Source organism: Nitratireductor aquibiodomus (assembly GCF_900105565.1).
GTDB lineage: Bacteria > Pseudomonadota > Alphaproteobacteria > Rhizobiales > Rhizobiaceae > Nitratireductor > Nitratireductor aquibiodomus.
In genome coordinates, this window is the sequence record NZ_FNSL01000001.1 from 670213 (window position 1) to 696281 (window position 26069).

General features: G+C 61.9%; 23 protein-coding genes and 1 riboswitch. Of the genes, 12 read left to right on the forward strand and 11 right to left on the reverse strand.

From position 1 onward, the window contains the following. Window positions 1-122: 122 nt before the first annotated feature. From BLW55_RS03205 to parE, 5 genes are all read left to right on the forward strand, one after another. The gene (locus BLW55_RS03205) at window positions 123-506 is read left to right on the forward strand and encodes a helix-turn-helix domain-containing protein (protein ID WP_007008199.1); all 384 of its coding nucleotides are present in this window, start codon (window positions 123-125) and stop codon (window positions 504-506) included. 128 nt (window positions 507-634) lie between these two features. Next, window positions 635-733, forward strand: a riboswitch (glycine riboswitch). A gap of 148 nt (window positions 734-881) precedes the next feature. After that, window positions 882-1985, forward strand: coding sequence for a glycine cleavage system aminomethyltransferase GcvT (gene gcvT, locus BLW55_RS03210; RefSeq protein WP_090329870.1), 1104 nt, complete (start codon window positions 882-884; stop codon window positions 1983-1985). 7 nt (window positions 1986-1992) lie between these two features. Further along, complete coding sequence (gene gcvH / locus BLW55_RS03215) at window positions 1993-2361, forward strand: glycine cleavage system protein GcvH (RefSeq protein ID WP_007008200.1); 369 nt, start codon at window positions 1993-1995, stop codon at window positions 2359-2361. A 9-nt stretch (window positions 2362-2370) separates the two neighbouring features. Then, window positions 2371-5172, forward strand: coding sequence for an aminomethyl-transferring glycine dehydrogenase (gcvP, locus tag BLW55_RS03220; RefSeq protein ID WP_090326648.1), 2802 nt, complete (start codon window positions 2371-2373; stop codon window positions 5170-5172). A 193-nt stretch (window positions 5173-5365) separates the two neighbouring features. Then, window positions 5366-7423 carry a DNA topoisomerase IV subunit B gene (parE, locus tag BLW55_RS03225; RefSeq protein WP_090329871.1) on the forward strand — a complete coding sequence of 686 codons (2058 nt, stop codon included), beginning with the start codon at window positions 5366-5368 and terminating at the stop codon, window positions 7421-7423. 78 nt (window positions 7424-7501) lie between these two features. On the opposite strand, the gene BLW55_RS03230 is transcribed toward parE, so the two are convergent. Continuing rightward, window positions 7502-8647 (reverse strand): DUF2336 domain-containing protein, encoded by a 1146-nt coding sequence (locus tag BLW55_RS03230; RefSeq protein ID WP_090329872.1) that lies wholly within the window; start codon window positions 8645-8647, stop codon window positions 7502-7504. A 145-nt stretch (window positions 8648-8792) separates the two neighbouring features. Between BLW55_RS03230 and BLW55_RS03235 the strand changes: the two genes are divergently transcribed. Beyond that, window positions 8793-9248 carry a MaoC family dehydratase gene (locus tag BLW55_RS03235; protein WP_090329873.1) on the forward strand — a complete coding sequence of 152 codons (456 nt, stop codon included), beginning with the start codon at window positions 8793-8795 and terminating at the stop codon, window positions 9246-9248. Next, window positions 9248-10126: an HpcH/HpaI aldolase/citrate lyase family protein gene (locus BLW55_RS03240; RefSeq protein WP_090326651.1), complete on the forward strand. Its 879-nt coding sequence runs from the start codon at window positions 9248-9250 to the stop codon at window positions 10124-10126. Before BLW55_RS03235 ends, BLW55_RS03240 begins: the two co-directional genes overlap by 1 nt. An 8-nt stretch (window positions 10127-10134) precedes the next feature. Here BLW55_RS03240 and BLW55_RS03245 read toward each other — a convergent pair whose 3' ends face one another. Further along, the gene (locus BLW55_RS03245) at window positions 10135-10743 is read right to left on the reverse strand and encodes a flavin reductase family protein (protein WP_090329874.1); all 609 of its coding nucleotides are present in this window, start codon (window positions 10741-10743) and stop codon (window positions 10135-10137) included. A gap of 11 nt (window positions 10744-10754) precedes the next feature. Continuing rightward, window positions 10755-11315: a nitroreductase family protein gene (locus BLW55_RS03250; RefSeq protein WP_425286771.1), complete on the reverse strand. Its 561-nt coding sequence runs from the start codon at window positions 11313-11315 to the stop codon at window positions 10755-10757. Window positions 11316-11523: 208 nt separating this feature from the next. Between BLW55_RS03250 and BLW55_RS03255 the strand changes: the two genes are divergently transcribed. Continuing rightward, window positions 11524-12432 (forward strand): hypothetical protein, encoded by a 909-nt coding sequence (locus tag BLW55_RS03255; RefSeq protein ID WP_007008208.1) that lies wholly within the window; start codon window positions 11524-11526, stop codon window positions 12430-12432. 70 nt (window positions 12433-12502) lie between these two features. Here BLW55_RS03255 and thrS read toward each other — a convergent pair whose 3' ends face one another. The 3 genes from thrS to BLW55_RS03270 form a co-directional block, all read right to left on the reverse strand. Continuing rightward, window positions 12503-14488 carry a threonine--tRNA ligase gene (gene thrS, locus BLW55_RS03260; RefSeq protein ID WP_090326657.1) on the reverse strand — a complete coding sequence of 662 codons (1986 nt, stop codon included), beginning with the start codon at window positions 14486-14488 and terminating at the stop codon, window positions 12503-12505. 235 nt (window positions 14489-14723) lie between these two features. Beyond that, window positions 14724-15062, reverse strand: coding sequence for a membrane protein insertion efficiency factor YidD (yidD, locus tag BLW55_RS03265; protein WP_025030414.1), 339 nt, complete (start codon window positions 15060-15062; stop codon window positions 14724-14726). A 4-nt stretch (window positions 15063-15066) separates the two neighbouring features. Further along, window positions 15067-15513 carry an iron-sulfur cluster assembly scaffold protein gene (locus BLW55_RS03270; RefSeq protein WP_007008210.1) on the reverse strand — a complete coding sequence of 149 codons (447 nt, stop codon included), beginning with the start codon at window positions 15511-15513 and terminating at the stop codon, window positions 15067-15069. Between the two features lie 242 nt (window positions 15514-15755). Between BLW55_RS03270 and folE the strand changes: the two genes are divergently transcribed. The 3 genes from folE (at window position 15756) to BLW55_RS03285 (ending at window position 18040) form a co-directional block, all read left to right on the forward strand. Next, window positions 15756-16421 (forward strand): GTP cyclohydrolase I FolE, encoded by a 666-nt coding sequence (gene folE, locus BLW55_RS03275; RefSeq protein ID WP_007008211.1) that lies wholly within the window; start codon window positions 15756-15758, stop codon window positions 16419-16421. Beyond that, window positions 16421-16867, forward strand: coding sequence for a phosphoribosyl-AMP cyclohydrolase (gene hisI, locus BLW55_RS03280; RefSeq protein WP_007008212.1), 447 nt, complete (start codon window positions 16421-16423; stop codon window positions 16865-16867). The genes folE and hisI overlap by 1 nt, the downstream gene beginning before the upstream one ends. Before the next feature lie 192 nt (window positions 16868-17059). Further along, window positions 17060-18040 (forward strand): patatin family protein, encoded by a 981-nt coding sequence (locus tag BLW55_RS03285; RefSeq protein ID WP_025030411.1) that lies wholly within the window; start codon window positions 17060-17062, stop codon window positions 18038-18040. Between the two features lie 9 nt (window positions 18041-18049). Here BLW55_RS03285 and recJ read toward each other — a convergent pair whose 3' ends face one another. The 5 genes from recJ to BLW55_RS03310 all read right to left on the reverse strand — a co-directional run bounded on the left by recJ (window position 18050) and on the right by BLW55_RS03310 (window position 24082). Then, the gene (recJ, locus tag BLW55_RS03290) at window positions 18050-19831 is read right to left on the reverse strand and encodes a single-stranded-DNA-specific exonuclease RecJ (RefSeq protein WP_090326660.1); all 1782 of its coding nucleotides are present in this window, start codon (window positions 19829-19831) and stop codon (window positions 18050-18052) included. Between the two features lie 52 nt (window positions 19832-19883). Then, the gene (gene glpX / locus BLW55_RS03295; RefSeq protein WP_007008215.1) at window positions 19884-20861 is read right to left on the reverse strand and encodes a class II fructose-bisphosphatase; all 978 of its coding nucleotides are present in this window, start codon (window positions 20859-20861) and stop codon (window positions 19884-19886) included. A gap of 140 nt (window positions 20862-21001) precedes the next feature. After that, window positions 21002-22315 carry a homoserine dehydrogenase gene (locus tag BLW55_RS03300; protein ID WP_090326663.1) on the reverse strand — a complete coding sequence of 438 codons (1314 nt, stop codon included), beginning with the start codon at window positions 22313-22315 and terminating at the stop codon, window positions 21002-21004. Window positions 22316-22355: 40 nt separating this feature from the next. Then, window positions 22356-23576 carry an LL-diaminopimelate aminotransferase gene (locus BLW55_RS03305; RefSeq protein WP_025031113.1) on the reverse strand — a complete coding sequence of 407 codons (1221 nt, stop codon included), beginning with the start codon at window positions 23574-23576 and terminating at the stop codon, window positions 22356-22358. Window positions 23577-23659: 83 nt separating this feature from the next. Then, window positions 23660-24082, reverse strand: coding sequence for a hypothetical protein (locus BLW55_RS03310; protein WP_090326666.1), 423 nt, complete (start codon window positions 24080-24082; stop codon window positions 23660-23662). A gap of 113 nt (window positions 24083-24195) precedes the next feature. Between BLW55_RS03310 and BLW55_RS03315 the strand changes: the two genes are divergently transcribed. Then, window positions 24196-26025 carry a PHA/PHB synthase family protein gene (locus BLW55_RS03315; RefSeq protein WP_090326669.1) on the forward strand — a complete coding sequence of 610 codons (1830 nt, stop codon included), beginning with the start codon at window positions 24196-24198 and terminating at the stop codon, window positions 26023-26025. The last annotated feature ends 44 nt before the right edge of the window (window positions 26026-26069 follow it).

The window sequence follows — 26069 nt, forward strand, 5'->3', positions numbered from 1 at the left end:
TCGATACGCCGGCACAAGGTTGTGCCGGCGCGTCACTTCCGGCATGCTCGACCGAGAAATCCCGCCATCAGACGGGTCATCCAGCCAAAGATGCTCGACAGAAAAAACGGAGGTGCCGACCGGTGCAGGACACCGCACACATCTATACAGATTCACCCGACCGCGACACGATGGGCGGCCGTCTTTCCAGAGCACGCGACGCCGTTGGCCTCTCGGTCTCCGAACTCGCCCGCCGCCTTGGCGTGAAGGCCGCCACGATACAGGCCTGGGAAAGCGACCGCTCGCAGCCCCGCGCCAATCGCCTGGCCATGTTAGCAGGCGTCCTGAATGTAAGCCTCTCATGGCTTCTCCATGGCGTGGGCGTCTCACCGGCGGACGAAAGCCGCTCCGAGCTCGTCAATGCCGTCTCGGCCAATCTCAAGCGTATCCGCAAACTTCAGGACGAGACGAACCGGCTCGTCACCCAGATCGAGGCCGATCTTGCCCGCGCAGCGGGTGCAGGCTGATAAACAGCAGATGCGAACCTCCGGTGTATTGTGCACAGAAACCATCATGCCAGGGCCACGGCCCGCGTTATGGCAGGTGACAAACACATCCGTCTGCGCTAGTTTCCAGCCGTCGAGGGCAGAAGCCCTGCCTGTCTGCGGGAGAGATCCAAACCGGATAGAACCGGGGCGGACGCCGAAGGGGAAATCGCCCGAAATCTCTCAGGCAAAAGAACCGTAGACGGGTCAAGACACTCTGGAAAGTCGGGGAGCGATCCCCGCGCCGAAGGTGTAAGCGTGGTCGACAGGGTTCCGGCTGCGCGAGTCTCTCAGGCTTCCGACAGAGGGGCACGAACATGTCGCTGACTGCGGCATGCGTGCGATTCTGGAGGAATGATGAGCGACACGAAACCCCAAAAACATTTGCCGCTGGAAGCGCTGCACGAAGATGCCGGCGCGCGTTTCGGCGCATTCGCCGGCTGGCGCATGCCTCTGACCTACCCTGCCGGCGTCATGAAAGAACACCTGCACACGCGCGAAAGTGCCGGCCTGTTCGACATCTCCCACATGCAGCTTTTCGAGGTCGAAGGCACCGGTGCCGCCGATTTCCTGTCGCGCGCCTGCCCGCTCGATGCAGCAGCCCTGAGAGAAGGTCAGTCAAAATACACCGTCCTTCTCAACGAGAACGCCGGCATCATCGACGATCTGATCGTCACCCGCCTTGGCGAAAATCGCTTCATGGTGGTTGCAAACGCTGGCAATGCCGACAGTGACGAAGCCCATTTCCGCGCCATCGCTGGAGACTTCGACGTTTCGTTCACGCGGCTCGAACGCGTTCTTCTGGCGCTGCAGGGGCCCCACGCAGAAGCCGTCATGATCGCTGCCGGCCTCGATCTGAGCGATCTCACCTTCATGACCGGTATGGAGCCGCGCGAGGGCTGGTTTGCTGCCCGCTCGGGCTATACCGGTGAAGACGGCTTCGAGATCGCCCTGCCCCTCGATGAAGCCGAGCGCTTCGCCCGAACGCTGCTAGACGATGAACGCGTTCAATGGGTCGGTCTTGCGGCCCGCGACAGCCTGCGCCTAGAAGCGGGTCTTTGCCTGCACGGCCAGGACCTGGACGAGAACACCGACCCGGCAAGCGCCGCGATCCTGTGGGCGGTTCCGAAGGCGCTGCGCGAAGAAGGCAAATTCGTTGGCGCGCAGGCTCTGCAGAAGATCATCGCAGATGGCGCAAAGGAAAAACGCGTCGGCCTGAAGCCGGAAGGACGCCAGCCCGTGCGCGCCGGTGCGCCGCTCATCAATGAGGCAGGCGAGAAGATCGGCCGCGTCACCTCCGGTGGCTTTGGTCCCTCGGCGGGTCATCCGGTCGCCATGGGATATGTCACAAAAACGCTCTCCGAGCCCGGAACCCGTCTTTTTACTGAAGTGCGCGGCAACCGCATCGCACTTGACGTCCACTCCCTTCCCTTCACGCCGCAGCGCTACAAAAAAGGATAACAGCCAGATGAGCCAGACCTATTTCACAGAAGATCACGAGTGGATCAAAGTCGAGAACGGCGTCGCAACCGTCGGCATCACCGACTATGCGCAGGAACAGCTTGGCGATCTGGTCTTTGTCGAGCTGCCGGAAGCCGGCGCCACGCTCTCGAAAGGTGACACCGCCGTCGTGGTCGAATCCGTCAAGGCCGCATCCGATGTCTATGCGCCCGCCGATGGCGAGGTCGCGGAAGTGAACGACGCCCTGACCAGCGAGCCCGCCCTCATCAACTCCGCTCCCACCGGCGATGGCTGGCTCTGGAAGATGAAGCTTGCCGACGAAAGCCAGCTCGAAGGCCTGATGGACGAAGCCGCCTACAAGGCGTCGATTGCCTGAGGAAACACCATGTCCGCCAAAACACTCCCTTTTGCCGCCCGCCATATCGGCCCGCGCGGTGAGGAAACCAAGGCCATGCTCGCAGCCCTTGGCGTCCCTTCGCTGGAGACGCTGATCGCGCAGGCCGTTCCGAACTCGATCCGCCTTGACCGTGCGCTCGACCTGCCCCCCGCGGCCAGCGAAACCGAAGCGCTTGCCGAACTCCGTACAGCCATGAGCAAGAATAGCGTGCTCAAGAGCTTCATCGGAACGGGCTATCACGGCGTGAAACTGCCGCCGGTCATCCAGCGTAACCTGTTTGAAAACCCTGCCTGGTACACGGCGTATACACCCTACCAGTCGGAAATCAGCCAGGGCCGCCTTGAGCTTCTGTTCCATTTCCAGACGCTGGTGACGGAATTGACCGGCCTGCCGGTTGCCTCCGCCTCGCTGCTGGACGAAGGATCCGCCGTGGCCGAAGCCGTGGGCATTGCCTGGCGTCATCACCGCTCCAGGCGCAACAAGCTGGCAATTGCCGGCGAACTGCACCCGCAGACCCGCGATGTGGTGGTCACCCGCGCCGAACCGCTTGGCATCGAGGTTGATGGCGACACGATCGATGATGACACGTTCGCCCTTATCGTTCCGTGGGCCGACACTTATGGTGTTTATGGCGACCACAGCGCGCTGATCGCCGACGCGAAGGACAAGGGGGCCATCGTCATCATGGTCGCCGATCCGCTTGGCCTTCTGTTGAGCGAAACACCGGCAGCGCTCGGCGCCGAAATCGCCGTTGGTTCGATGCAGCGCTTTGGCGTGCCTATGGGCTTTGGCGGCCCGCACGCGGCCTATTGCGCCGTGTCGGACAAGCTCACGCGCCTCATGCCCGGTCGTCTCGTCGGCCAGTCCACCGATGCGCATGGCCGTCCGGGCTACCGTCTGGCGCTCCAGACCCGCGAGCAGCACATCCGCCGCGACAAGGCGACCTCCAACATCTGCACCGCGCAGGCGCTGCTTGCCAACATGGCCGCAGCATTTGCCATCTGGCACGGGCCCGAAGGGCTCGCCGCCATTGCCGAGCAGGTGCACGACCACGCAGCGCGTTTCCATGCGGGTCTCAAGGCCGCTGGCCTTTCGCTTGCAGGCGACGTGATCTTCGACACGGTCACCGCCTCCGTTCCCGGCAAGGCGCAGGAGATCGCGGCCGGAGCCGAAGCCGAAGGCCGTCTCGTGCGTGTCATCGATGCGGACCGCGTTGGCGTCACCTTCGATGAAACGACGACCGAGGACGATCTGGCTGCACTCGCTGCCCTGTTCGGCGCGAAGCTGCCGGAAAGCGCACCGCGCCTTGCACCGGCCACAGCGCGCGGCGAAGGCTTCCTCACCCAGCCGGATTTCCATTCGCACCGCTCGGAAACGGAAATGATGCGCTTCCTGCGCAGGCTCGCCGACAAGGATCTTGCGCTCGACCGCGCCATGATCCCGCTCGGCTCCTGCACCATGAAGCTCAACGCCGCCGCCGAGATGATGCCCGTGAGCTGGCCGGAAGTGGGTGGTCTTCACCCGTTCGCGCCGCCGGAGCACACGGCGGGCTATCGTCGCATGATCGACGATCTTGATCGCTGGCTTTCGGAGATCACCGGCTTCGATGCGGTCTCGCTGCAACCCAATGCCGGCAGCCAGGGCGAATATGCCGGTCTTCTGGCGATCCGCCGCTATCACGCCGAGCGCGGCGAGGCCGATCGCGACATCTGCCTCATCCCCTCCTCCGCCCACGGCACCAACCCGGCGTCCGCCTCCATGGCCGGCATGCGGGTGGTGGTGGTCCGCTGCACGGACGATGGCAATATCGATCAGGACGACCTGAAGGCGAAGGCGGAAGAGCACGCCGACAAGCTGGCGGCGCTCATGCTGACCTACCCGTCAACCCACGGCGTGTTCGAGGAAGGCGTGCGCGATATGTGCGCCGTGATCCATGAACATGGCGGTCAGGTCTATTTCGACGGCGCCAATCTCAACGCCATGGTCGGGCTTGCGCGGCCGGGCGATCTGGGCGCGGATGTCTGCCACCTCAACCTGCACAAGACCTTCTGCATTCCCCATGGCGGCGGTGGACCGGGCGTCGGCCCCATCGGCGTCAAGGCGCATCTGAAGCCCTTCGTGCCGGGTCATGTCGCGCTCGGCAGCAGCAGTGCGGTGGCAGCAGCCCCCTATGGCAGCGCGTCGATCCTGCCGATCACGTGGATGTATATCCGCATGATGGGCGGCGACGGCCTCAAACGGGCGACGGAAATGGCGATCCTCAACGCCAATTACATCGCCCACAGCCTGAAAGACCACTACCCGGTGCTCTACAAGGGCCGCAACGACCGTGTCGCGCATGAGTGCATTCTCGACACGCGGGTCTTCAAGGATCGCGCCGGCGTCACCGTCGACGACATCGCCAAGCGGCTCATCGACTATGGCTTCCACGCCCCGACCATGAGCTTCCCCGTCGCGGGCACGCTGATGGTGGAGCCGACCGAGTCGGAGCCGAAGAGCGAGGTGGACCGCTTCTGCCAGGCGATGATCTCCATCGCCGAGGAGGCCGCGAAGGTGGAGAAGGGCGAATGGCCGAAGGACGACAATCCACTGGCCAACGCACCGCACACGGCGATGGAACTGATGGGAGACGCGTGGACACATCCCTATAGCCGCAGCGAAGCCGCCTTCCCCGAAGGCTCGCTTGCTTCCGCGTCCAAATACTGGCCGCCGGTCTCGCGCGTCGACAATGTCAGCGGCGACCGCAATCTGGTCTGCGCCTGCCCGCCCATCGAGGCCCTGGCTAGCTAACCAGCACGAAACGGATCATCTCCCCCCCCCCGGGGAGATGATCGCCCATTTTTACCGCACCTCTTGGCGCGGGCCCGCGCTTTCTGTTAAAGCGTCGTCCACACACTCCGAACGGAACCGGAACAGGCTTCGCTTTGCCATGGAAACCATGGCAAACTGCGAGGTGATTCGCGGACAGGAAACCACACGCTTCATGGACGACAACAACGACCTCTTCTCCGGAATGCCTGCCAATGTGGACCGTGCGAAAACGCCGGAGCCGGCAGCGCCCGAGCGTAAGCCCGCTTCGCGCCCCGCACCCTCGCCCGCACCCGCAGCTTCCGGCGATGGGTACAGCGCGGCCGACATTGAGGTTCTCGAAGGTCTGGAGCCTGTCCGCCGGCGTCCCGGCATGTATATCGGTGGTACCGACGACAAGGCGCTCCATCACCTCTTCGCCGAAGTCATCGACAACTCCATGGATGAGGCGGTGGCGGGCCACGCCACCTTCATTGAAGTGGAGCTCGACACGGAAGGTCATCTCGCCGTCACCGACAATGGCCGCGGCATCCCCGTCGATCCGCACCCGAAGTTCAAGGACAAGTCGGCTCTCGAAGTCATCATGACCACGCTGCATGCGGGCGGCAAGTTCGATTCCAAGGTCTATGAGACCTCCGGCGGCCTGCACGGCGTCGGTGTCTCGGTGGTGAACGCGCTCTCTGAAATTCTTGAAGTCGAGGTTGCCCGCAATCGCCAGCTCTTCCGCCAGACCTTTTCGCGCGGTCTGCCGCAGGGCGGGCTCGAAAAGCTCGGCGACGTGCACAACCGACGCGGCACGAAGGTGCGGTTCAAGCCGGATGAGCAAATCTTCGGCAAGGGCGCCAAATTCGAACCGGCGCGGCTCTACCGCATGGCGCGTTCCAAGGCCTATCTTTTTGGCGGCGTCGAGATACGCTGGATTTGCGCGCCCGAACTGATCGGCGAAAAGGACGAAACGCCGACGAAAGCCACGTTCCATTTCCCAGGTGGCCTCAAGGACTATCTGAACGCCTCGCTGGACGGCCAGTTTCAGGTCACCAAGGAGGTGTTTTCCGGCCGCAGCGAAAAGAGCTCCGGCCATGGCGCGGTGGAATGGGCGATCACCTGGTATGGCGGCGACGCCATGCTCAATTCCTATTGTAACACCGTGCCGACACCGGAAGGCGGAACGCACGAAACCGGTTTCCGCAACGCGCTCCTGCGCGGTCTGCGCGGCTATGCGGAACTGACGGGCAACAAGCGCGCGTCCATCATCACTTCCGAAGACGTGATGATTTCAGCCGCAGGCATGCTCTCCGTTTTCGTGCGCGAGCCGGAATTCGTAGGCCAGACCAAGGACAAGCTGGCAACGGCGGCAGCCATGCGCATTGTCGAAAACGCCGTGCGCGATCCGTTCGATCATTGGCTGGCGGAAAATCCTCAGGAAGCCTCCAAGCTGCTCGAATGGGTGGTGGCGCGTGCCGATGAGCGTCTTCGCCGCCGTCAGGAGCGCGAGGTGAGCCGCAAGAGCGCGGTGCGCAAGCTGCGCCTGCCGGGAAAGCTCGCCGACTGCACCATGGGTGCGGCAGCGGGTGCCGAAATCTTCATCGTCGAGGGCGACTCGGCTGGCGGCTCCGCGAAGCAGGCGCGCAATCGTGCCAGCCAGGCCGTTCTGCCGCTGCGCGGCAAAATCCTTAACGTCGCCAGCGCCGGCACTGGCAAACTGGCCGCAAACCAGCAGATTTCCGACATCACCCAGGCGCTCGGCTGCGGCACGCGGTCGAAATACCGCGAAGACGACCTGCGCTACGACCGCGTCATCATCATGACGGACGCCGATGTTGACGGCGCGCACATCGCCTCGCTGCTGATTACCTTCTTCTATCAGGAGATGCCGCAGCTCATCGAGAACGGGCATCTCTATATGGCCGTGCCGCCGCTCTACCGCATCAGCCAGGGCGGCAAGACGATGTATGCGCGCGACGATGCGCATAAGGACGAGCTTCTGGAAACGGAGTTCACCGGCCGCGGCAAGGTCGATATCGGCCGCTTCAAGGGCCTTGGCGAGATGATGGCGAGCCAGCTCAAGGAGACGACCATGGACCCGGCCAAGCGCACATTGCTGCGCGTCACGGTTCTCGACGGTCAGGAAGCGACAAAGAGCGCGATTGATTCTCTGATGGGAACAAAGCCCGAGGCACGGTTCCGCTTTATTCAGGAGAATGCAGAGTTCGCCGAAGAACTGGATATCTAGAGCATCGGCCCGAAAAGTGGAATCCGGTTTTCGGGCTATTCCGATGCTCCATCAACAGTTTGGATCGTTCTTCCGGGTTCAGGCAGCGGCGATAGCCTGCGCCTGCACGCGGGCGTTCTCGCGCAGCGCGTCGAGATGGATGGACCTCAGAAGGCCGGCCAGTTCAGCAGCATCCTGTGCCGGGCCCGACTGCCCGGGCGTTGCACCGATGCTCTCCAGCATCAGCCATGAGACTTCCTGTGCGCCCGCCAGGCGCTTTCCCTGCGCCACTTCGCGCCAGACGGACAGAGCCCGGATGATGGGCCGGTGAACGGGCTTTGCAAGCCCGGCCTTCTGCAACAGCGCAGCCATCGCCAGGTCGCGGCCATTCACCAGAAGCCCGCTGATCCGGGCCAGGGGCTGCCCTGTCAGGGTCATGAGAACATGACCGAAGAAATCGATCTTGCCATGCGCCACCAGCCTGACGATGAAACTCGTTGTCAGGTCTCCGCGAATGCGCAGATGCTCCACCATTGCTCCGTGTTCTTCCGGATCGATGGTCTCGATCAACGTGAGCGAAGCACGAATACATGCATCCCGAGTCAGCTTTTCCGCCCGTGCCGCTCCCACCAGCGCCCGCACGAGCGGCGCGTCGCGCAGGGCTTCTCCAAGCTGCGTCAGAAGCACATGGCGGCAATCGGAGGGAAGACGGGGGTCGGCAGCCAACGCCTCTCGCAGAGGTGCATTGCTCCCATGACGCTCGATCATGCGGCGGAAGCTCACGGCTGCAATGTCTGCGCTCGGGTTTTCGGCCAATGCCAGACAAGCCTCGAGCGATCCAACCTCGGCGATGGCCGCCGAGACACTCATGCTCAACTGGGGACGTCGCGCTATGAGGCATTGCGTCCCCCCGCGCCCGTCAGCCACCCGGTCGATCAGGTCGGGGTCGGACAAGACCGGCGAGCGGGCCAGGATCGGCGCGGCAACATCCGGCTGATCCGCCGCCAGGGCCGCCACCACCTGCACCGGCGCGTGCCGGCTCATGGAGAGCGCCTCCGCCAGCGCAGACCGCACTTTTGAAGAAGGATCGTCAAGCAGGGCTGTCAGCGCCGCCTCGGCGGCGTAGCGATCCTCGAACGGAAGCTCTCCATCGAGATAGGCTCTGGCAAGAGCTGCCGCCGCGCCCGCGCGTTCAGCCGCTTTTGCTGTCTGCGTCCACTTGAGAAAATGCTGAACCACCTGCACCGAAGTCACACTCCCGCCCTGTCTGAACCGACCCTAACGTGAATTCGTATAGGAAACGTTTACCATAAGTGCCCGCTTGCAGGGCGCGGCCGGCCCGCCTATCAAGAAGCTGAAGATCGTTTCGGAGCACGACGGGAGGAACGAAATGGCCGGCCTTTATCTTCAGGAGTTCCAGCCGGGACAGGTGTTCCAGCACACGCTGCGCAAAAGCGTCACCGAAAGCGACAACACGCTGTTTTCGACCATGACGCTGAACCCCCAGCCACTGCACATCGATTTCGATTTCGCGGCAAAGACCGAATGGGGCAAGCCGCTGGTCAACTCCCTCTTCACCCTCGGCCTGATGATCGGCATTTCCGTCCACGACACCACGCTCGGTACAACAGTGGCCAATCTCGGAATGACCGAAACCAGCTTTCCCCACCCGGTGTTCCATGGCGACACCATCCGTGTGGAGACAGAGGTGAAATCCGTGCGCGAATCGAAATCCCGGCCCGATCGCGGCATCGTGGAATTCGAGCACCGCGCCTACAATCAGGATGACAGGCTGGTGGCCCGCTGCCTGCGCCAGGCGATGATCCTCAAAAAGAGAGAGGCCTGATGCGCTCACTGCTCTTCGTGCCCGGTGTTTCTCAACGCAAGCTCGAAAAGGCCATCGGGTCGCAGAGCGATGTCCTGATCGCCGACCTCGAAGATTCAGTCAGCCTCGACAGCAAGGCAGAGGCGCGGCGCATCACTGCAGCCTTTCTCCAGTCGGCGCGCTCGCGCACGAATGCTCAGCTTTACGTCCGGGTGAACGATCTTGCGACCGGATTGACCGAAGACGATCTGGCTGTCGTCATGAGAGCCCGGCCGGACGGCATCATGCTCCCCAAGGCGGAAGGCGGGAACGATGTCGCGCGTCTCGCAGCCGCGTTGCGTGTTCACGAAGCAGAAAACGGGATCGAGGACGGCCGCACGCGCATCCTGCCGATCATCACGGAAACGGCGCTGGGCGTTCTCAACGCCGCCAGCTACCGGGGTTCCAGCGACCGGCTGGCCGGGCTGACCTGGGGCGCGGAAGACCTGTCGGCCCATATCGGCGCGCTTGCTGCGCGCCATGAAGACGGAAGCTATACGCCGCTCTTTCAGCTCGCCCGCAACATGACGCTTCTGGCGGCTGCGGCGGCAGGCGTTCCAGCCATCGACACCGTGTTCCCGAACTTTTCGGATACAGAGGCGTTCGCAAGGGATTGCCAACTGGCCGTCCGCGACGGTTTCGTTGCCAGGATGGCCATTCACCCCGTGCAGGTCGATACGATCAATACCGTCTTCACGCCCTCGGATGAAGAGGTCGAAAAGGCCCGTGCCGTGGTGGAAGCCTTTTCAGCCGCCGGCAATGCCGGCGTGGTCAACATAGGCGGGCGGATGTATGACCGCCCGCACCTCGCCCTTGCCGAACGCGTTCTCGCACGCGCGGCTGAGGCGTCATCGGCCTGACAAAGACGTTAACCGTCTTTCCACTGCGGGCGCGTCATCTGAAAGACTTCGGTCACAGTCGAGTAATCGCGATACCCCAGGCGGGCCATATTGCCGGCTGCCACCGCATCGAACAGCCCGTCTTTCAGCACCGCCTCGCTGATATGGACGCCCACCACCTCCCCGGTGACGACAATCACGCCAGCCGGTGAACCGTCGAGCCCCAGAGGGTGTCGCACCTCGGTCACCCTGCATTCGAGCGCCGCATGACACTCGGCAACACGTGGCGGTTTCACAAGCAGTGAAGGTGCTTCCGTGAGCCCCGCATAGGCGAACTCGCTGACACCGCGCGGCGCATCGACGGAACTGGCATTCAGCTGCTCCGCCAGATGATGACTGGCAAGATTCACGACAAACTCGCCGGTCTCTTCTGCATGCGTGGCGCTGTCCTTCGCCCCTTCCGAGGAAAAAAACACCAGATGCGGATTGGACGAAATCGCATTGAAAAAGGAATAGGGTGCCAGATTGGCCTCCCCCTCCTTCGACAGCGTGGAAATCCACCCGATCGGGCGCGGCGACACAATGGCCTTGAACGGATCGTGCGGCAGGCCATGCCCTTTGGACGGTTCGTAGAACATCATGCCTCCCCTCACGCCTCCCATGGCCCGACATAGTCGGAAACGATGGTCTTGAGCTCGGGACGCGGGCGCTCCAGAAGCTCCACATCATAGGAACCGATATGCACGAACCCGACCACCCGTTCGCGCGGTGCAAGTCCCAGAATGCGGCGGCCTTCGGCATCGTCCGAATACCAGTTGGTGATGAGATTCGTGCCGTAGCCCAGCGCATTTGCGGCAATCATCAGGTTCATCGCAGCCATGCCGCCGGACAGAAACATTTCCCATTCGGGAATGGTCGGGCTCTCCTTCGGCACGCAGACCACGCCGATGACCAGAGGCGCACGCGAAAACCGCGTCCGCTCCTGCTCGATCCGCGGCTCCGGCAACGCACCCTCGCGCTCGATGGCGCGTGCGGCCAGCGCCTCGCCGATCTGCCTGCGCACATCGCCACGATAAAGAATGAAGCGCCATGGCGTCAGCCGGCCATGATCGGGCACGCGCGAGGCCACCGTCAACATGGTCTCGATTTCCTTATCGGTCGGTGCCGGTTCCGCAAGATCCTTCACCGGCGTAGAGCGGCGCGCGAGCATGAAATCAAGCACGGATGGGTGCAATTGTCTGTCTCCTGTGGGATATGCATGGCCTGAAACAGCCAGGACGGTTTGCACAAGCTGGCGGCTCGTGGAAACCAGATCGCACAAACGCCTTGAAATTGCCACCGCCTTGGGCTTCATGTCGGACATGCGCAGTCCTTTAAGAACGACACTTTCCATTCTCGCCCTGTGTGCCTCATTCGGGATGGCGGTTCCCGCCCATGCACAGGATGATGCGGCAGTGGCCGTCGATGGTCTGCGCCTGCCCGGCCTCAACAATTACGCTCCTGCCTCGGTGGACGATGCACTGGCCATTGCCGATACCGGCGAGGTCACGCTCGTCGCTCATTTGAACGAAGGCGGCGAGGAAATCCCCAACGGTCTTGTCTGGCGCATTTTTGGAACACAGCCGGGTGCCGACGAAAAACTCCCGCTCGTGGCCACAGCGCGCGGCGGCAACGGTGTGTTCGAGCTTGCACCGGGCAGTTACCTCGTCCACGCGGCCTACGGTCGCGCTGGCGTCACCAAGCGCATCACCGTCGGTCGTGAGCCGGTGCGCGAGGATCTCTTTCTCGATGCGGGCGGGCTCAAGCTGAACGCGATCCTGCCCGGCGGCGTGCGAATTCCGCAGAACCAGCTCCGCTTCTCGATCTACGAGGCGAGCGAAGACAATATTGGCGATGGAACTCTGATATTGCCCAATGTCGAGCCGGGCAGCATCGTGCGCCTCAATGCCGGCACCTACCATGTCGTGGCGAAATATGGAGCCATGAACGCCGTCATTCGCTCCGATATCCGTGTCGAGGCCGGAAAGCTGACTGAGGCAACGGTCGAACACCGCGCTGCCGACCTTACCATGAAGCTTGTCCGTGAGCGCGGCGGCGAAGCCATCGCCGACACTGCGTGGTCCGTACTCACCGACACCGGCGAAATCGTCTACGAGACGGTCAGCGCCTATGCTTCAATGGTGCTCGCTGAAGGCGACTACACGATTGTCGCCAAGAACCGCGACCGCATCTATCAGCGCGACTTCTCGGTCGTGCCCGGCCGCAATCAGGACGTGGAACTGCTTCCGACGGACCTGCTCGACACGCGCAACCAGTTTCCCGACTGATTTCCCCTCAAATGAAAAAAGCCGCGTACAAGCACGGCTCTTTTCCATTTTGGTCAGTCCCTGAAAGACTTTAAGCGGCAGCCACCCTTGCAGCCCTGCGCTTCAGGTCGGGTGGCGTTGCCTCGTCAGCCAGCATTGCGGTCACATCGGCCAGCGACATGGACGCCTGATCGCGGCTGCCCAGCCGGCGAATGTTGACCGTGCCTTCTTCCGCTTCGCGCTTGCCGCAGACGAGGATCACCGGAACCTTGGCCAGCGAGTGCTCGCGGACTTTGTAGTTGATCTTCTCGTTGCGCAGATCCACCTCGGCCAGAAGACCGGCCTCCTTTAGCGTCTCCGTGACTTTGAGCGCATAATCGTCGGCATCGGACGTGATCGTCGCCACCACCACCTGCACCGGCGCGAACCAGAGCGGGAAGTGACCGGCGAAATTCTCGATCAGAATGCCGAGAAAACGCTCCATCGAGCCGCAGATGGCGCGGTGCACCATGACCGGCTGCTTCTTCTCCGAATCCTGATCGATGTAGAACGCACCGAAACGCTCCGGCAGGTTGAAGTCGATCTGCGTCGTGCCGCATTGCCATTCGCGGCCGATGGCGTCCTTCAGAACATAGTCGAACTTGGGTCCGTAGAACGCGCCATCACCCGGATTGATCGCGGTCTTGATGCGGCTGTCGGAGGCAGCGATCTTCTTGAGAACACCAGCCATGATCTCCTCGGCGTGGTCCCACAGCGCATCCGATCCGACGCGCTTTTCAGGGCGCGTGGAGAAGAAGACGGTGATCTCCTTGAAGCCGAAATCGGCATAGGTGGAGAGGATCAGGTCGTTGATCTTCAGGCATTCAGCTGCAAGCTGGTCTTCCGTGCAGAAGATGTGCGCGTCGTCCTGCGTGAAGCCGCGCACGCGCATCAGGCCGTGCAGCGCGCCCGAAGGCTCGTAGCGATGCACATTCCCGAACTCGGCCATCCGAATCGGCAGATCGCGGTAGGACTTCAGGCCGTGCTTGAAGATCTGCACGTGACCGGGACAGTTCATCGGCTTCAGCGCGAAGGTGCGGGTGTCTTCCGCCTCGTCGTCCGCGCACTCGACCTTGAACATGTTCTCCTTGTACCAGCCCCAGTGGCCGGAGGTCTCCCACAGGCTCTTGTCGAGCACCTGCGGCGCGTTCACCTCATCATAGCCATCGGTCGCAAGCCTGCGACGCATGTAGCTCACCAGGTTCTGGAACATGCGCCAGCCCTTGGAGTGCCAGAATACGACGCCGGGGCCTTCTTCCTGAAAGTGGAACAGGTCCATCTCGCGGCCAAGGCGGCGGTGGTCGCGCTTTTCGGCCTCTTCCAGCATGTGGAGATACTGGTCGAGTTCTTCCTGGGTCTGCCAGGCCGTACCGTAGATGCGGGTCAGCATCGGATTGTTGGCGTCGCCGCGCCAGTAGGCGCCGGCCACCTTCATCAGTTTGAAAGCCTTGCCGATCTGACCGGTGGAGGCCATGTGCGGTCCACGGCAAAGGTCGAACCAGTCGCCCTGCGCGTAGATCTTGACGTCCTGATCCTCGGGGATCGCGTCGATCAGCTCAACCTTGTAGCTCTCGCCCTTCTCGGCGAACACTTCCTTGGCCTTGTCGCGCGACCAGACTTCCCTGGTGAAAGGCTTGTTGCGCGCAATGATCTCCGCCATCTTCTTCTCGATGACCGGCAGGTCTTCGGGCGTGAAAGGCTCATTGCGGGCGAAATCGTAGTAGAAGCCGTTTTCGATCACCGGGCCGATGGTGACCTGGGTGCCGGGCCACAACTCCTGCACGGCTTCGGCGAGCACATGCGCGGCATCGTGCCGGATAAGCTCCAGCGCACGCGGGTCGTCGCGGGTGATGATCTCAAGATCGCCGGACGTGCCGACGGGCTCGGAAAGATCGCGCACCGTGCCATCGAGCGCATAGGCGACGGACTTCTTTGCGAGCGACTTGGAGATGCCGGCAGCAATGTCAGCGCCGGTCGTCGCCGCGTCATATTCACGAACGGAGCCATCGGGAAATTTTAGGGAAACGGCCTCGGCCATCAGTCTTCTCCTTATCCAGTCCCGCCAACGAGCGCGGGTGGTTTGGGCATTTTGGGTTTGCGGGCTCGGGATAAGCGTTTCGCCAGTGAAGGTAAAGGGCAAACCGGATTCACACAGGTGCGACCGTTAACGCATGTCTCCCGAAAGTGGGCACCGGTTTCGGGACAAAGACATGCGTCAAATCAAGAACCTAAAGCGCACAGAGCGAATCTGAAAGATCGCGACGCGCTTTAGATCAATGATCGGCCTTCTGCCTCGCCACGCGCCAGTAACGCCATGGCGCCCACCATTTCAGGTCGGGCTCCAGCACATCCGGCACCGGATCGACCCCATGCGTGCCGCCCGGCCCACAGCGTATCAGGCGAAAAAGCCCCATCCAGCCACCGGGCCACAGCCCATGTCGGGCAATCGCCTCATAGGCGTATTCCGAACAGGTGGGGAAATGCCGGCAGGAATTGCCGATAAAGCCGGAGAGCGTGAGTTGGTAGAGCCGGATCGTTGCAGTCCCCAGCAGGCGGCCAGGCGTCTTCGGCCATGGGCCCTGCCAGTTTCGGCTCCGCACTGGGTGAACCATGACGTCAGGCGGCTGCGCCCGCACGCGCCTTCTCAATCTGGTCGATCGCATCCACAACCGCATCGAAAGTCAGCAGCGTGGAAGCGTGACGTGCCTTGTAGCCACGCACCGGCTCCAGATATTTCAGATCATCGAAACGCCCGTTCGGCGGTGCGCCCTCCTCCTTGAGCATGGCGTACATCTGCTCCCGAACCCGTCGCAGTTCACCAGACTTGGCGCCGACAACATGAGCAGCCATGATGGAAGACGATGCCTGCCCCAGAGCACAGGCTTTCACCTCATGCGCGAAATCAACAACCGTATCGCCATCCATCCTGAGATCGACCACGACAGTCGAGCCACAGAGTTTGGAATGCGCCTTTGCGGTGGCATCCGGCGCATCCAGCCGTCCGATCCGCTGAATATTGCCGGCAAAGCCAAGAATTTTTGCGTTATAGACATCGTCAAGCATAGAATTTCCGTTCTGCCGCAGCCGAAACACATCAATGTCGCTTCGACACCTTCCCTTCTGCTCCAGGGCACTTATATAATGATCGCCGTGGGCCCGCGACAAGGCATGATGCCATTGCGGGTTCCGGTTTCGTGCACGCCACTGTCGGGCCGGGCTGAGATTTTTCTCCATTACCCGCTGGATAAGGCCGTGAACCGTTCAACTCGTCCCTGCCGAGACAGGGACTACGGGAGACGCCTTCTATGGACGCAGTTATCAAGAACTTTCCGCCTCACACCGAGAAGGGTGAGAAAATCGCGGAGAAAAAATCCTACATGGATAAGCCAGTTACCGACCGCCCATCCCGGGAAGAGGTGGAGAACGCAGTGCGCACCCTTCTGCGCTGGACCGGCGACGATATTGCCCGCGAGGGCCTTATCGAGACACCTCAGCGTGTTGCCAAGGCCTATCGCGAAATGTTTTCCGGCTACGACCAGTGCCCCGCCGAGGAACTTGGCCGTACCTTTGAGGAGGTGCAGGGCTACAACGACATGGTCCTGATCAAGGACATCTCGTTCCACTCCCACTGCGAACACCATATGGTGCCGATCATCGGCAAGGCGCATGTGGCCTATTTACCGGATGGGAAAGTGGTCGGCCTGTCCAAGATCGCCCGCGTGGTGGACATCTTCGCCCGCCGCCTGCAGACACAGGAAGCCATGACGGCACAGATCGCCCATGTCATCCAGGACGTGCTCAAGCCGCGCGGTGTCGCCGTGCTGGTGGAGGCCGAGCACATGTGCATGGCCATGCGCGGCATCCGCAAGCAGGGCTCCGTAACGCTCACCACCACGTTCACGGGCGTCTATCGGGAAGATCTTCAGGAACAGGCGCGTTTCATGACCATGCTGCGCGACAAGCACGGCTGATGTCGACACTGATCTTTCCCCCGGCCCCGTCCGACAAGGCCGCGCTTGAGGAAGGCGCGGCTTTTTCACCGCGCTTTGATGCAAGTGGCCTTCTCACGGCGGTGGTGACAGATGCCGAAACGAATGCGCTCCTGATGGTTGCCCACATGAATGCCGAGGCACTGTCCATGACACTGGAAACCGGCATTGCCCATTACTGGTCGCGTTCGCGCGCAAAGCTCTGGAAAAAGGGCGAGACCTCCGGAAACGTCCAGCACATCGTCTCCATCGCGACGGATTGCGATCAGGACGCGGTGCATCTGAGCGTGAAGGTCGCCGGCGATGGCGCCACCTGTCACACCGGTCGCCGCTCCTGTTTCTACCGAAATGTGAGCATTCGTGACGGCAAAGCGGTTCTCATCGACCTTGGCATGAAGCCTCTGGGGCACAAAGACGGACACGCTTGACCAAAAGTCGGTCTCGATTTCTTGAACATCTATGGCATAGACTTTCCAGTTGGGAACGCACATCTAAAGGGCTGGGGTATCCCCGCGTCCCCGGGTGAGGCAGCGTTGAACCGTTCGGTTCGCCAAAGCGACGCATATTCACCAATTTGATACAGTTCCCGGGCATGATGTGATGGGGACGAGGAGATGATCATGCTCGATTGGGCATCTCTACGCAGAAAACAGGAAAACCGGCAGGTCGATGTGGTTTCGCCGGCGCCGCCTGCGGTCGATCCGGTTCCGGCACCAAATCCCCGCAATGGAATAGCGCTCGCACTGGGCGGGGGCGCGGCGCGCGGCTGGGCCCACATTGGTGTTCTGCGTGCCCTTGAAGAAGCGAAGATTCCCATCGGAATGATCGCCGGGACGTCAATTGGTGCGCTTGTCGGCGGCTGTTATCTGGCAGGCAAACTGGACGAACTGGAAGAATTCGCCCGCTCCCTGACCAAACGCCGCATTTTCGGTCTTCTCGACATCAACTTCGGCGGCAGCGGCCTTTTTGGCGGCATGAAGCTGACGGCGCGCATGGAAGAGCATTTGCGCGACGTCACCTTCGACGATCTGTCAAAACCCTTCGTCTGTGTGGCGGCGGAAATCCGCACCGGTCACGAAATCTGGTTGTCGAGCGGGTCGCTGATCACGGCCATGCGCGCATCCTATGCTTTGCCAGGTGTATTCGAGCCCGTCACCTGCAACGGCCGCGTACTGGTTGACGGAGCGCTCGTCAATCCGGTCCCCGTTTCCGCCTGCCGCTCCTACGAGCAGCCACTCGTCATGGCCGTCAATCTTCACTACGACCTCTTCGGGCGCGCGGCGGTCATCAAGCACGCTGCCGACATGCCCAAGGAAACCGAAGATGGCGAGAAAGCACCGCTTGTGGTCGACAAGGGTCCGCACGAGCGCAACCATCGGCTCGGTATTACCGGCGTGATGGTGGAAGCCTTCAACATCATTCAGGATCGGATTTCGCGCGCCCGTATGGCCGGCGACCCACCGGACCTGTCGCTCCAGCCGAAGCTCGGCCACATCGGCCTTACGGAATTTCATCGCGCCGACGAGGCCATTGCCATCGGCTACGAGACCACGCAGGCACGCCTTTCCGAGCTCGACCGGATCATCGCCGTTCTCGGGTAACCCCTTCCATCAGGCGCTTGCCGCATCCTGCAGGCGCATCTGGATGCGTTTCGTTCCATTCCAGTGATTGGCCGCCAGCGTTCCGGCCACGTGAATGGTCGCGCCACGACTGGCAAACAGGAAATTGCCGAGATCAGTCTCGGCAGCACGAAAGGCAATGGCTTCCATGCGTGCGCCAGTCTGCGAACGCAGCTCGACGCGGATGTGACCATTGCCAACGATACGAGCATCCGCGAGCCGGTGGCGCGGTAGCGCAAGCACCGGCGTTGGATGGCCGGAACCGTAAGGCCCAGCCGTCTCCAGCGCATTAAGCAGCGCAAAACCGGCGCCATCGGCAGAGAGTGCTGCGTCGATCTTCAGGCTTTCACCGTCGCGCAGCTTCTTCACGGCACTCGCTGCACGTTCCTCGAAAAACGCGCGAAGCGGTCCGAGCTTGCTGCGCTCGATTGTGATTCCGGCAGCCATCGCGTGCCCGCCTCCCTTCACCAGCAGCCCTTCAGCCACCGCTTCACGCACAATCTTGCCCAGGTCAAAACCCGGGATGGAGCGCCCCGATCCGGTTCCCTTGCCATTCGGATCGAACGCAATCGCAAATGTCGGCCGCCGTGCATGATCCTTGAGGCGCGAAGCGAGCAGGCCGACAATACCCGGATGCCAGCGGTCGCTCGCGGTGACAAGCACGGCAGGCCCCTCACCCGCCATCAATTCGGCATCCGCTTCGGCCTTCGCCTCCGCGAGCATCACCGTTTCCATGTCCTGGCGCTCGGTGTTCAGCCGGTCGAGTGTCTCGGCAATTTTCGCGGCCTCTGCCGGATCGTCGCTGGCAAGCAGATTGCTGCCCAGAGCTGCATTGCCGATACGCCCTCCAGCGTTGATCCGCGGTCCGATCATAAAGCCCAGATGATAGGGATTGAGCGGTTCGCCGATGCGCGACACGCGCGCCAGTGCGGCAAGCCCCGGCGTCTTCATCTGGCGTGCGGCCAGAAGCCCTTTCACCACAAAAGCCCGGTTAACACCCACAAGCGGCACCACATCGCACACCGTGCCGAGTGCCACGAGATCGAGAAGCCCGAGCAGGTCCGGCGGCGGTTTGGCAACGCCTCCCTGCCGCAGATGCTTCGCCGTCTGCACCAGCGCAAGGAAAACGACGCCCGCAGCACACAGAAAACCCTGCCCCGAAAGGTCATCCTCTCGGTTGGGATTCACGACAGCGACCGCGTCCGGCAAATCGCCCCCCACCTGGTGATGATCGAGCACCACCACATCCGCGCCCGCCTCATTTGCGGCGGCGATGGCAGCGGCGCTGTTGACCCCGCAATCCACCGTCACGATGAGAGCGGCCCGCCCCGCGAGGTCGCGCATCGCATCGGGATTGGGGCCGTAGCCCTCGAAAATCCGGTCGGGAATATAGATTTCAGAATCGATGCCATAATGCGCGAGAAAGCGCTTCATCATGGCCGAGGAAACAGCCCCATCGACGTCATAATCCCCAAAGATCGCCACCTTCTCGCCGGCCCGCACCGCGTGGGCCAGTCTTTCGGCAGCTCTGTCCATGTCGGTCAGCGTTGCGGGATCGGGCAAGAGATCGCGGATGGTTGGATCGAGAAAGCGCTTTGCGCCATCCATATCCACCCCGCGCCCGGCGAGCACACGCGCCACGATTTCAGGAATACCGTGCGACTGCGCCATCGCCAGCGCAGCATTTTCGCCCCGCAGGTCGAGCCTGTGCTCCCAGGCAAGACCGCGCGCGGAGCTCTGCACATCAAGAAAGTAACGTTTATCGCCAGTCATCGCCGCCTAGCTTTCACAGAGGACGGACAATGGCAAGCGCCTCTCGGCGTCCTCAGAACTTGTCCAGATCCTGATGGCGGGCAATGATCTCGCGCACCGTCTGCGAAGAAGAGCGCATCACGATCGTATGCGTCGAGATCTGGTCACGGCCGAATTTGACACCGGAAAGCAGATTGCCGTCCGTCACACCGGTCGCCGCGAACAGCACGTCGCCCTTGGCCATCTCGTCCATGCGATAGACCTTGTTCGGGTCGGAGATGCCCATCTTGGCGGCGCGTGCGATCTTTTCCTCGGTGTTGAGCTGCAGGCGGCCCTGCATCTGGCCGCCGATGCAGCGCAATGCCGCCGCAGCCAAAACGCCTTCCGGCGCTCCGCCAATGCCCAGATAGATGTCGATACCGGTTTCATCCGGGTCGGTCGCGTGGATCACGCCGGCCACGTCACCGTCGCCGATCAGGCGGATCGCAGCGCCCGTGCCGCGCACGTCCTCGATCAGGCGCGCATGGCGGGGCCGGTCGAGAATACACGCCGTGATCTCGTTGACCGGGACGCCCTTGGCCCTGGCCAGCGCCTCGATATTCTCCACAGCAGGAGCATCAAGATCGACAACCCCGTCGGGATAACCCGGCCCAACCGCGATCTTCTCCATGTAGACGTCCGGCGCATAAAGAAGGCTGCCGCGCTCTGCGATGGCGATCACCGCCAGCGAATTGGGCAGGTTTTTTGCGCAGATCGTGGTGCCTTCCAGCGGGTCGAGCGCGATGTCGACCTCCGGCCCCTCGCCGACGCCCACTTCCTCGCCGATATAGAGCATGGGCGCTTCGTCGCGCTCGCCCTCGCCGATGACCACCGTACCCTTGATGGGCAGACGGTTGAGCTCCGAGCGCATGGCATCAACGGCCACCTGGTCCGCCGCCTTCTCATCGCCGCGCCCGCGCAGCCGCGCAGCCGCCACCGCCGCGCGCTCTGTCACACGAACGAGTTCCAGTGTGAGAATGCGGTCGAGACCCGCCTGCGTGGCTTTCAACATATATCCAGATCCTGATGTTTACCCGCTTCCCATGAGCAGGACGGCTTCTTGTGGCAAAGACGGCGCGGCACGGCAAGACCTCGTCCGCCCCGTCAAAAACATGAATCGATTGAATAAATGTGACAGGTGCGAATTGTGCGTCAGGCCGCTCGCTCGATGCGGATAACCTGCGGCTTGTCGACCAGGTGACCGTCCTTCATCACGCCATCGACCGCCTTGCGCACGGCCGCCTCTGTCGTCTCATGGGTCACGAGAATCACATTCTTCTGCTCGTCCGGCAGACCGCCGTCGGCATGCTGGACGATCGATTCGAGCGAAATCTCATTGTCTGCCATGCGCTTGGCAATAGCGGCAAAGACACCGGCACGGTCATGCACCGTCATGCGGATGAAGTAGCCGCCTTCGTGGGAGCGCATACGCGCGCGCTTGTATGGCTTCAGCTTCGCGGCCGGACGCCCGAAGACGGGGCCATGCTGGAAACCGGGGCGGCTTTTTGCAATGTCAGCCATATCGCCGATAACCGCGGATGCCGTGGCATTTCCGCCGGCACCGGGCCCCGAAAGCAGAAGTTCGCCAAGCACATCCGTTTCGATGGCCACGGCATTGGTCACGCCATGAACCTGCGCAATAACGGAGTGTGTCGGAACCATGGTCGGGTGAACCCGCTGTTCGATCCCGCTGTCGGTCTTCACCGCAACGCCAAGCAGTTTGATGCGGTAACCAAGCTCGCTGGCCGCACGAATGTCGGCCTGGCTGATGTTGGAGATGCCCTCCATATAGATATCGTCAGCCGAAATCTTACAGCCGAAAGCGAGACTGGTAAGGATGGAGAGCTTATGCGCTGTGTCGTGCCCCTCGATGTCGAAGGTCGGATCGGCCTCGGCATATCCAAGGCGCTGCGCCTCGGCGAGGCAGTCCTCGAAGGAGAGCCCCTCTTCTTCCATCCGCGTCAGGATATAGTTGGCGGTGCCGTTCATGATGCCGAACACACGGCTCACCTCATTGCCGGCAAGCGCCTCACGCATTGTCTTGATGACGGGAATGCCGCCCGCGACCGCAGCCTCGTAGTTGAGGAGAACGCCTTTCTCCTCGGCAATCGCCGCCAGCGCGACACCGTGTTTGGAAAGGAGTGCCTTGTTCGCCGTGACTACGTGGCGTCCGGCCTCCAGCGCCGCCTTCACGGCGTCGTAAGCCGCGCCGCTATCGCCGCCGATCAGTTCGACGAAGACATCGATCTCGGCCGACCTGGCCAGTTCCACCGGATCGTCAAACCATTGCGCATTTCCAAGCTCTATGCCGCGATCGCGGGTGCGGTCACGCGCCGAAACCGCTGTCAGAGCCATCGTGCGTCCACATTGCCTGGTCAGTTCCGCTTCCTTGTCCGTCATGCAGCCCACAACGGAAGCTCCCACGGTTCCCAAACCCGCAATTCCAATACGCAACGCTTCGGCCATGATGCGGCGTGCTCCTTCTCAAAAGTTCAGTGAGTGAGACTCAGCGCCGGGCGCCGAGCGGGATGACGTTGTCGGTGTTTTCCGGTGCGGTTGCAAGGAAGCGCTTGATGCTGCGCGCGGCCTGGCGGATCCGGTGCTCGTTTTCCACCAGGGCGATGCGCACATGCTGGTCGCCGAACTCACCGAAACCGATGCCCGGTGCCACGGCCACCTCGGCCTTTTCGACCAACAGCTTGGAGAACTCCAGAGAGCCCAGTTCGCGGTAGGCGTCCGGGATCGGCACCCAGGCAAACATTGTTGCGGGCGGCGGAGGCACATCCCAGCCCGCACGGCCAAACGATTCCACAAGCACGTCGCGGCGGCGGCGATAGACCTCGCGCACCTCTTCAATCTCCGTGCCATCCGAGTTCAATGCCGCAGCGGCAGCCACCTGGATCGGTGTGAACGCGCCGTAGTCCAGATAAGACTTTACGCGCGAAAGCGCTGCAATAAGCCGCTCATTGCCGACCGCAAATCCCATGCGCCAGCCGGGCATGGAAAACGTTTTGGACATGGAGGTGAACTCCACCGTCACATCCATCGCCCCCGGCACCTCCAGAACGGAAGGCGGTGGATTGCCATCGAAATAGATTTCCGAATAAGCGAGATCGGACAGGATGATCAAATCGTTCTTTCGAGCGAACGTCACCACGTCCCTGTAAAAATCCAGCGATGCCATGCAGGCCGTCGGGTTCGACGGATAGTTGAGGATAAGCGCCAGCGGTTTCGGCGTGGAATAACGCACCGCCCGCTCAAGTGCCGGTATGAAATTCGCGTCCGGTTCAGCGGGAATGGCGCGCACGACACCACCCGACATGATGAAACCGAAAGCGTGGATTGGATAGGTCGGGTTCGGACACAGAACCACATCGCCCGGCGCTGTGATCGCCTGGGCCATGTTGGCAAAGCCCTCCTTGGAACCAAGGGTCGCAACCACCTGGGTCTCAGGATCAAGCTTCACGCCAAAGCGGCGCTCATAATAGGCCGCCTGCGCGCGACGAAGCCCCGGAATGCCGCGCGAAGACGAGTAGCGATGCGTGCGTGGATCACGCACAACGTCGCACAGCTTGTCGACAATGGCCTGCGGGGTCGGCAGGTCGGGATTGCCCATGCCCAGATCGATGATGTCGGCCCCGCGCGACCGCGCGCTGGCCTTCAGGCGGTTCACCTGCTCAAACACATAGGGCGGAAGCCGGCGGATCTTATGGAATTCTTCCATCATCATACCTCAATGCAGGTCGTGCAGGACGACGCCCGGTCCTCATATACCCATTCCCGCAAACGGTCGAGGGGAGCAAACCGAAGCTACTCGCTCTTTTCGATTTCCTCGAGTTGCCGATCAGCATGCGTTTTCGCCAGACGACGCAGCCGGATCGCTTCCGCCTCGGCGTTGTTGGTCGGCGCGCGGCCCACCAGACGGTCGCGCGCGGCGGAAAGGTCGCGCGTCAGCGCATCCTTCTCGGTTGCATCGATTGGCGTTCCGGCCGATTCCGGCGGGATGTTCAGATCGGGATAGGCGCCGGTGTTGCGGACGCCGGGTCCGCTCACGACCTCAGGTGCGGTTCGCGGAGCAGGCTGCGGCATCGGCGCTGGCGTTGTGATCGCGGCAGACGGCGCTGCATCTTCCAGGCTCATGCTCATACACCCCCCAAGGGCCAGCGACAGCGCAGCCGCCGAGGCGATCAATCCGGTAGCGCGAAAAAATCCGCCATGAGGTCTGATTTTCATATTCTCTTCCGATTCAAGCCACTACCATGCATGATGGTCGCGGGGGAGCCTCCCGTGAGATTACGTTAACACCGCGCCGCTTTAAAGGCGCGTCCAGGTTGCAGGCGCAGATTATGGCTCAGAAAAAGCAGACCAACGGCGCAGAAAACCACGCAGGCACAACACTCGACCAGTATTTCGCAAAAGACCCCGAGCGTCTCGCACAAAATCTCGCGCGGGCGCTGGAGGAACTCGGCAGGGCGGCCGCCTCCTGGACGGAGGCACGGGAAAAGGGCGAATCGAGCGACATCACAGCCGCCCCGCTTGCCGACATGATCAGAACATTCTCGCGTGTCAGTGAATACTGGCTTGGCGATCCCGGCCGCGCGCTCGAGGCACAGACCCGCCTCTTCGCCGAATTCATGGGCATCTGGGCGAACGCAATTCGCCGCATGAGCGAAGAGAACGTCGGCGACTACGCGCAAGCCTCCACCACCGACAAGCGTTTCCAGGATCCCGAATGGGGGCGCAACGCGTTTTTCAGCTTCCTGAAACAGGCCTACCTCGTTACGGCGCGCTGGGCGGCCGATCTAGTGGACGGTGCCGACAACCTCGATGACATAACCCGCCATAAGGCGCGTTTCTACGTCGAGCAGATGAGCCAGGCTCTTTCTCCATCAAACTTCCTGCTCACCAATCCCGAGCTCTACCGCGAGACGATGGCGAGCGATGGCGAAAACCTGGTCCGCGGCATGCGCATGCTGGCCGAGGACATTGCCGCCGGCAAGGGTGACCTGAAACTCAGACAGTCCGACAGTTCCAAGTTCAGGGTCGGCGAAAACATCGCCACCACCCCCGGCAGGGTCGTTGCGCGCAACGATCTGGTCGAGGTCCTCCAATACGACCCCGCCACGAAGAACGTGCTGAAGCGGCCGCTCCTCATCGTCCCGCCCTGGATCAACAAATTCTATATTCTCGACCTCAACCCGAAGCGTTCCTTCATTCGCTGGGCCGTCGAACAGGGCCATACGGTCTTCGTCATTTCCTGGATCAACCCGGACGAGCGTCACGCGCGCCTCGACTGGGCGGACTATATCGATCAGGGCATACGGTTTGCGCTGGACACGATCGAAGTTGCGACCGGAGAAAAACAGGTCAATGCGATGGGGTACTGCGTCGGCGGCACACTGCTTGCAGCCGGCCTTGCCCTGATGGCTGCCGAAGATGACAACCGCATTGCATCAGCGACGCTGCTGACCACGCAGGTGGACTTCACATTTGCGGGGGACCTCAAGGTCTTCGTCGACGAGGATCAGATCAGGGCGCTGGACGCAGCCATGCGCGAGCGCGGCTACCTCGACGCAACACGCATGGCGACGGCATTCAACATGCTGCGCGCCGGCGATCTGATCTGGCCTTATGTGGTCAACAACTACCTGCGCGGTCAGGCGCCGCTGCCCTTCGATCTCCTCTACTGGAATTCCGATTCCACCCGGCTAGCCGCCGCCAATCACTCCTACTATCTGCGCAACTGCTACCTGGAGAACAATCTCTCACGCGGGCGCGCGATCCTCCGCGGCAAAGCGCTTCATCTCGAACAGATCAAAATCCCGATCTTTAACCTTGCGACGCGCGAAGATCACATTGCGCCCGCAAAGTCCGTGTTCCTTGGCAGCGGCTTCTTCGGGGGACCGGTTGAGTTCGTGCTCGCAGGCTCCGGGCACATAGCCGGCGTCATCAACCCGCCCGAAATGAAGAAGTATCAGTTCTGGACCGGCGCAAAACCCGACGGGGAACTCGACGACTGGATGGCGAAAGCCACGGAGAACGAGGGCTCCTGGTGGCCGCACTGGCACGACTGGATCATCGCGCAGGACGACAAAAAGGCGAAAGCCCGCAAGCCGGCAAAGAGCAGGAAATCCCTTGGCGATGCTCCGGGAGATTATGTACGCATCCGCGCCTGATCACACAACGTGACGACATGAAACAATGCTTTTAAGGGCCTGAC

What these genes read in the sequence shown, in the direction of transcription:
- parE (WP_090329871.1), top strand. Translation starts at nt 5,366, where the DNA reads ATGGACGACAACAACGACCTCTTCTCCGGAATGCCTGCCAATGTGGAC.
- BLW55_RS03310 (WP_090326666.1), bottom strand. Translation starts at nt 24,082, where the DNA reads ATGAAAATCAGACCTCATGGCGGATTTTTTCGCGCTACCGGATTGATC.
- BLW55_RS03255 (WP_007008208.1), top strand. Translation starts at nt 11,524, where the DNA reads ATGGCGGTTCCCGCCCATGCACAGGATGATGCGGCAGTGGCCGTCGAT.
- thrS (WP_090326657.1), bottom strand. Translation starts at nt 14,488, where the DNA reads ATGGCCGAGGCCGTTTCCCTAAAATTTCCCGATGGCTCCGTTCGTGAA.
- glpX (WP_007008215.1), bottom strand. Translation starts at nt 20,861, where the DNA reads ATGTTGAAAGCCACGCAGGCGGGTCTCGACCGCATTCTCACACTGGAA.
- BLW55_RS03285 (WP_025030411.1), top strand. Translation starts at nt 17,060, where the DNA reads ATGCTCGATTGGGCATCTCTACGCAGAAAACAGGAAAACCGGCAGGTC.
- BLW55_RS03300 (WP_090326663.1), bottom strand. Translation starts at nt 22,315, where the DNA reads ATGGCCGAAGCGTTGCGTATTGGAATTGCGGGTTTGGGAACCGTGGGA.
- recJ (WP_090326660.1), bottom strand. Translation starts at nt 19,831, where the DNA reads ATGACTGGCGATAAACGTTACTTTCTTGATGTGCAGAGCTCCGCGCGC.
- gcvH (WP_007008200.1), top strand. Translation starts at nt 1,993, where the DNA reads ATGAGCCAGACCTATTTCACAGAAGATCACGAGTGGATCAAAGTCGAG.
- BLW55_RS03250 (WP_425286771.1), bottom strand. Translation starts at nt 11,315, where the DNA reads ATGCTCGCGCGCCGCTCTACGCCGGTGAAGGATCTTGCGGAACCGGCA.
- folE (WP_007008211.1), top strand. Translation starts at nt 15,756, where the DNA reads ATGGACGCAGTTATCAAGAACTTTCCGCCTCACACCGAGAAGGGTGAG.
- gcvP (WP_090326648.1), top strand. Translation starts at nt 2,371, where the DNA reads ATGTCCGCCAAAACACTCCCTTTTGCCGCCCGCCATATCGGCCCGCGC.
- BLW55_RS03240 (WP_090326651.1), top strand. Translation starts at nt 9,248, where the DNA reads ATGCGCTCACTGCTCTTCGTGCCCGGTGTTTCTCAACGCAAGCTCGAA.
- BLW55_RS03270 (WP_007008210.1), bottom strand. Translation starts at nt 15,513, where the DNA reads ATGCTTGACGATGTCTATAACGCAAAAATTCTTGGCTTTGCCGGCAAT.
- hisI (WP_007008212.1), top strand. Translation starts at nt 16,421, where the DNA reads ATGTCGACACTGATCTTTCCCCCGGCCCCGTCCGACAAGGCCGCGCTT.
- BLW55_RS03245 (WP_090329874.1), bottom strand. Translation starts at nt 10,743, where the DNA reads ATGTTCTACGAACCGTCCAAAGGGCATGGCCTGCCGCACGATCCGTTC.
- yidD (WP_025030414.1), bottom strand. Translation starts at nt 15,062, where the DNA reads ATGGTTCACCCAGTGCGGAGCCGAAACTGGCAGGGCCCATGGCCGAAG.
- BLW55_RS03305 (WP_025031113.1), bottom strand. Translation starts at nt 23,576, where the DNA reads ATGATGGAAGAATTCCATAAGATCCGCCGGCTTCCGCCCTATGTGTTT.
- gcvT (WP_090329870.1), top strand. Translation starts at nt 882, where the DNA reads ATGAGCGACACGAAACCCCAAAAACATTTGCCGCTGGAAGCGCTGCAC.
- BLW55_RS03235 (WP_090329873.1), top strand. Translation starts at nt 8,793, where the DNA reads ATGGCCGGCCTTTATCTTCAGGAGTTCCAGCCGGGACAGGTGTTCCAG.
- BLW55_RS03315 (WP_090326669.1), top strand. Translation starts at nt 24,196, where the DNA reads ATGGCTCAGAAAAAGCAGACCAACGGCGCAGAAAACCACGCAGGCACA.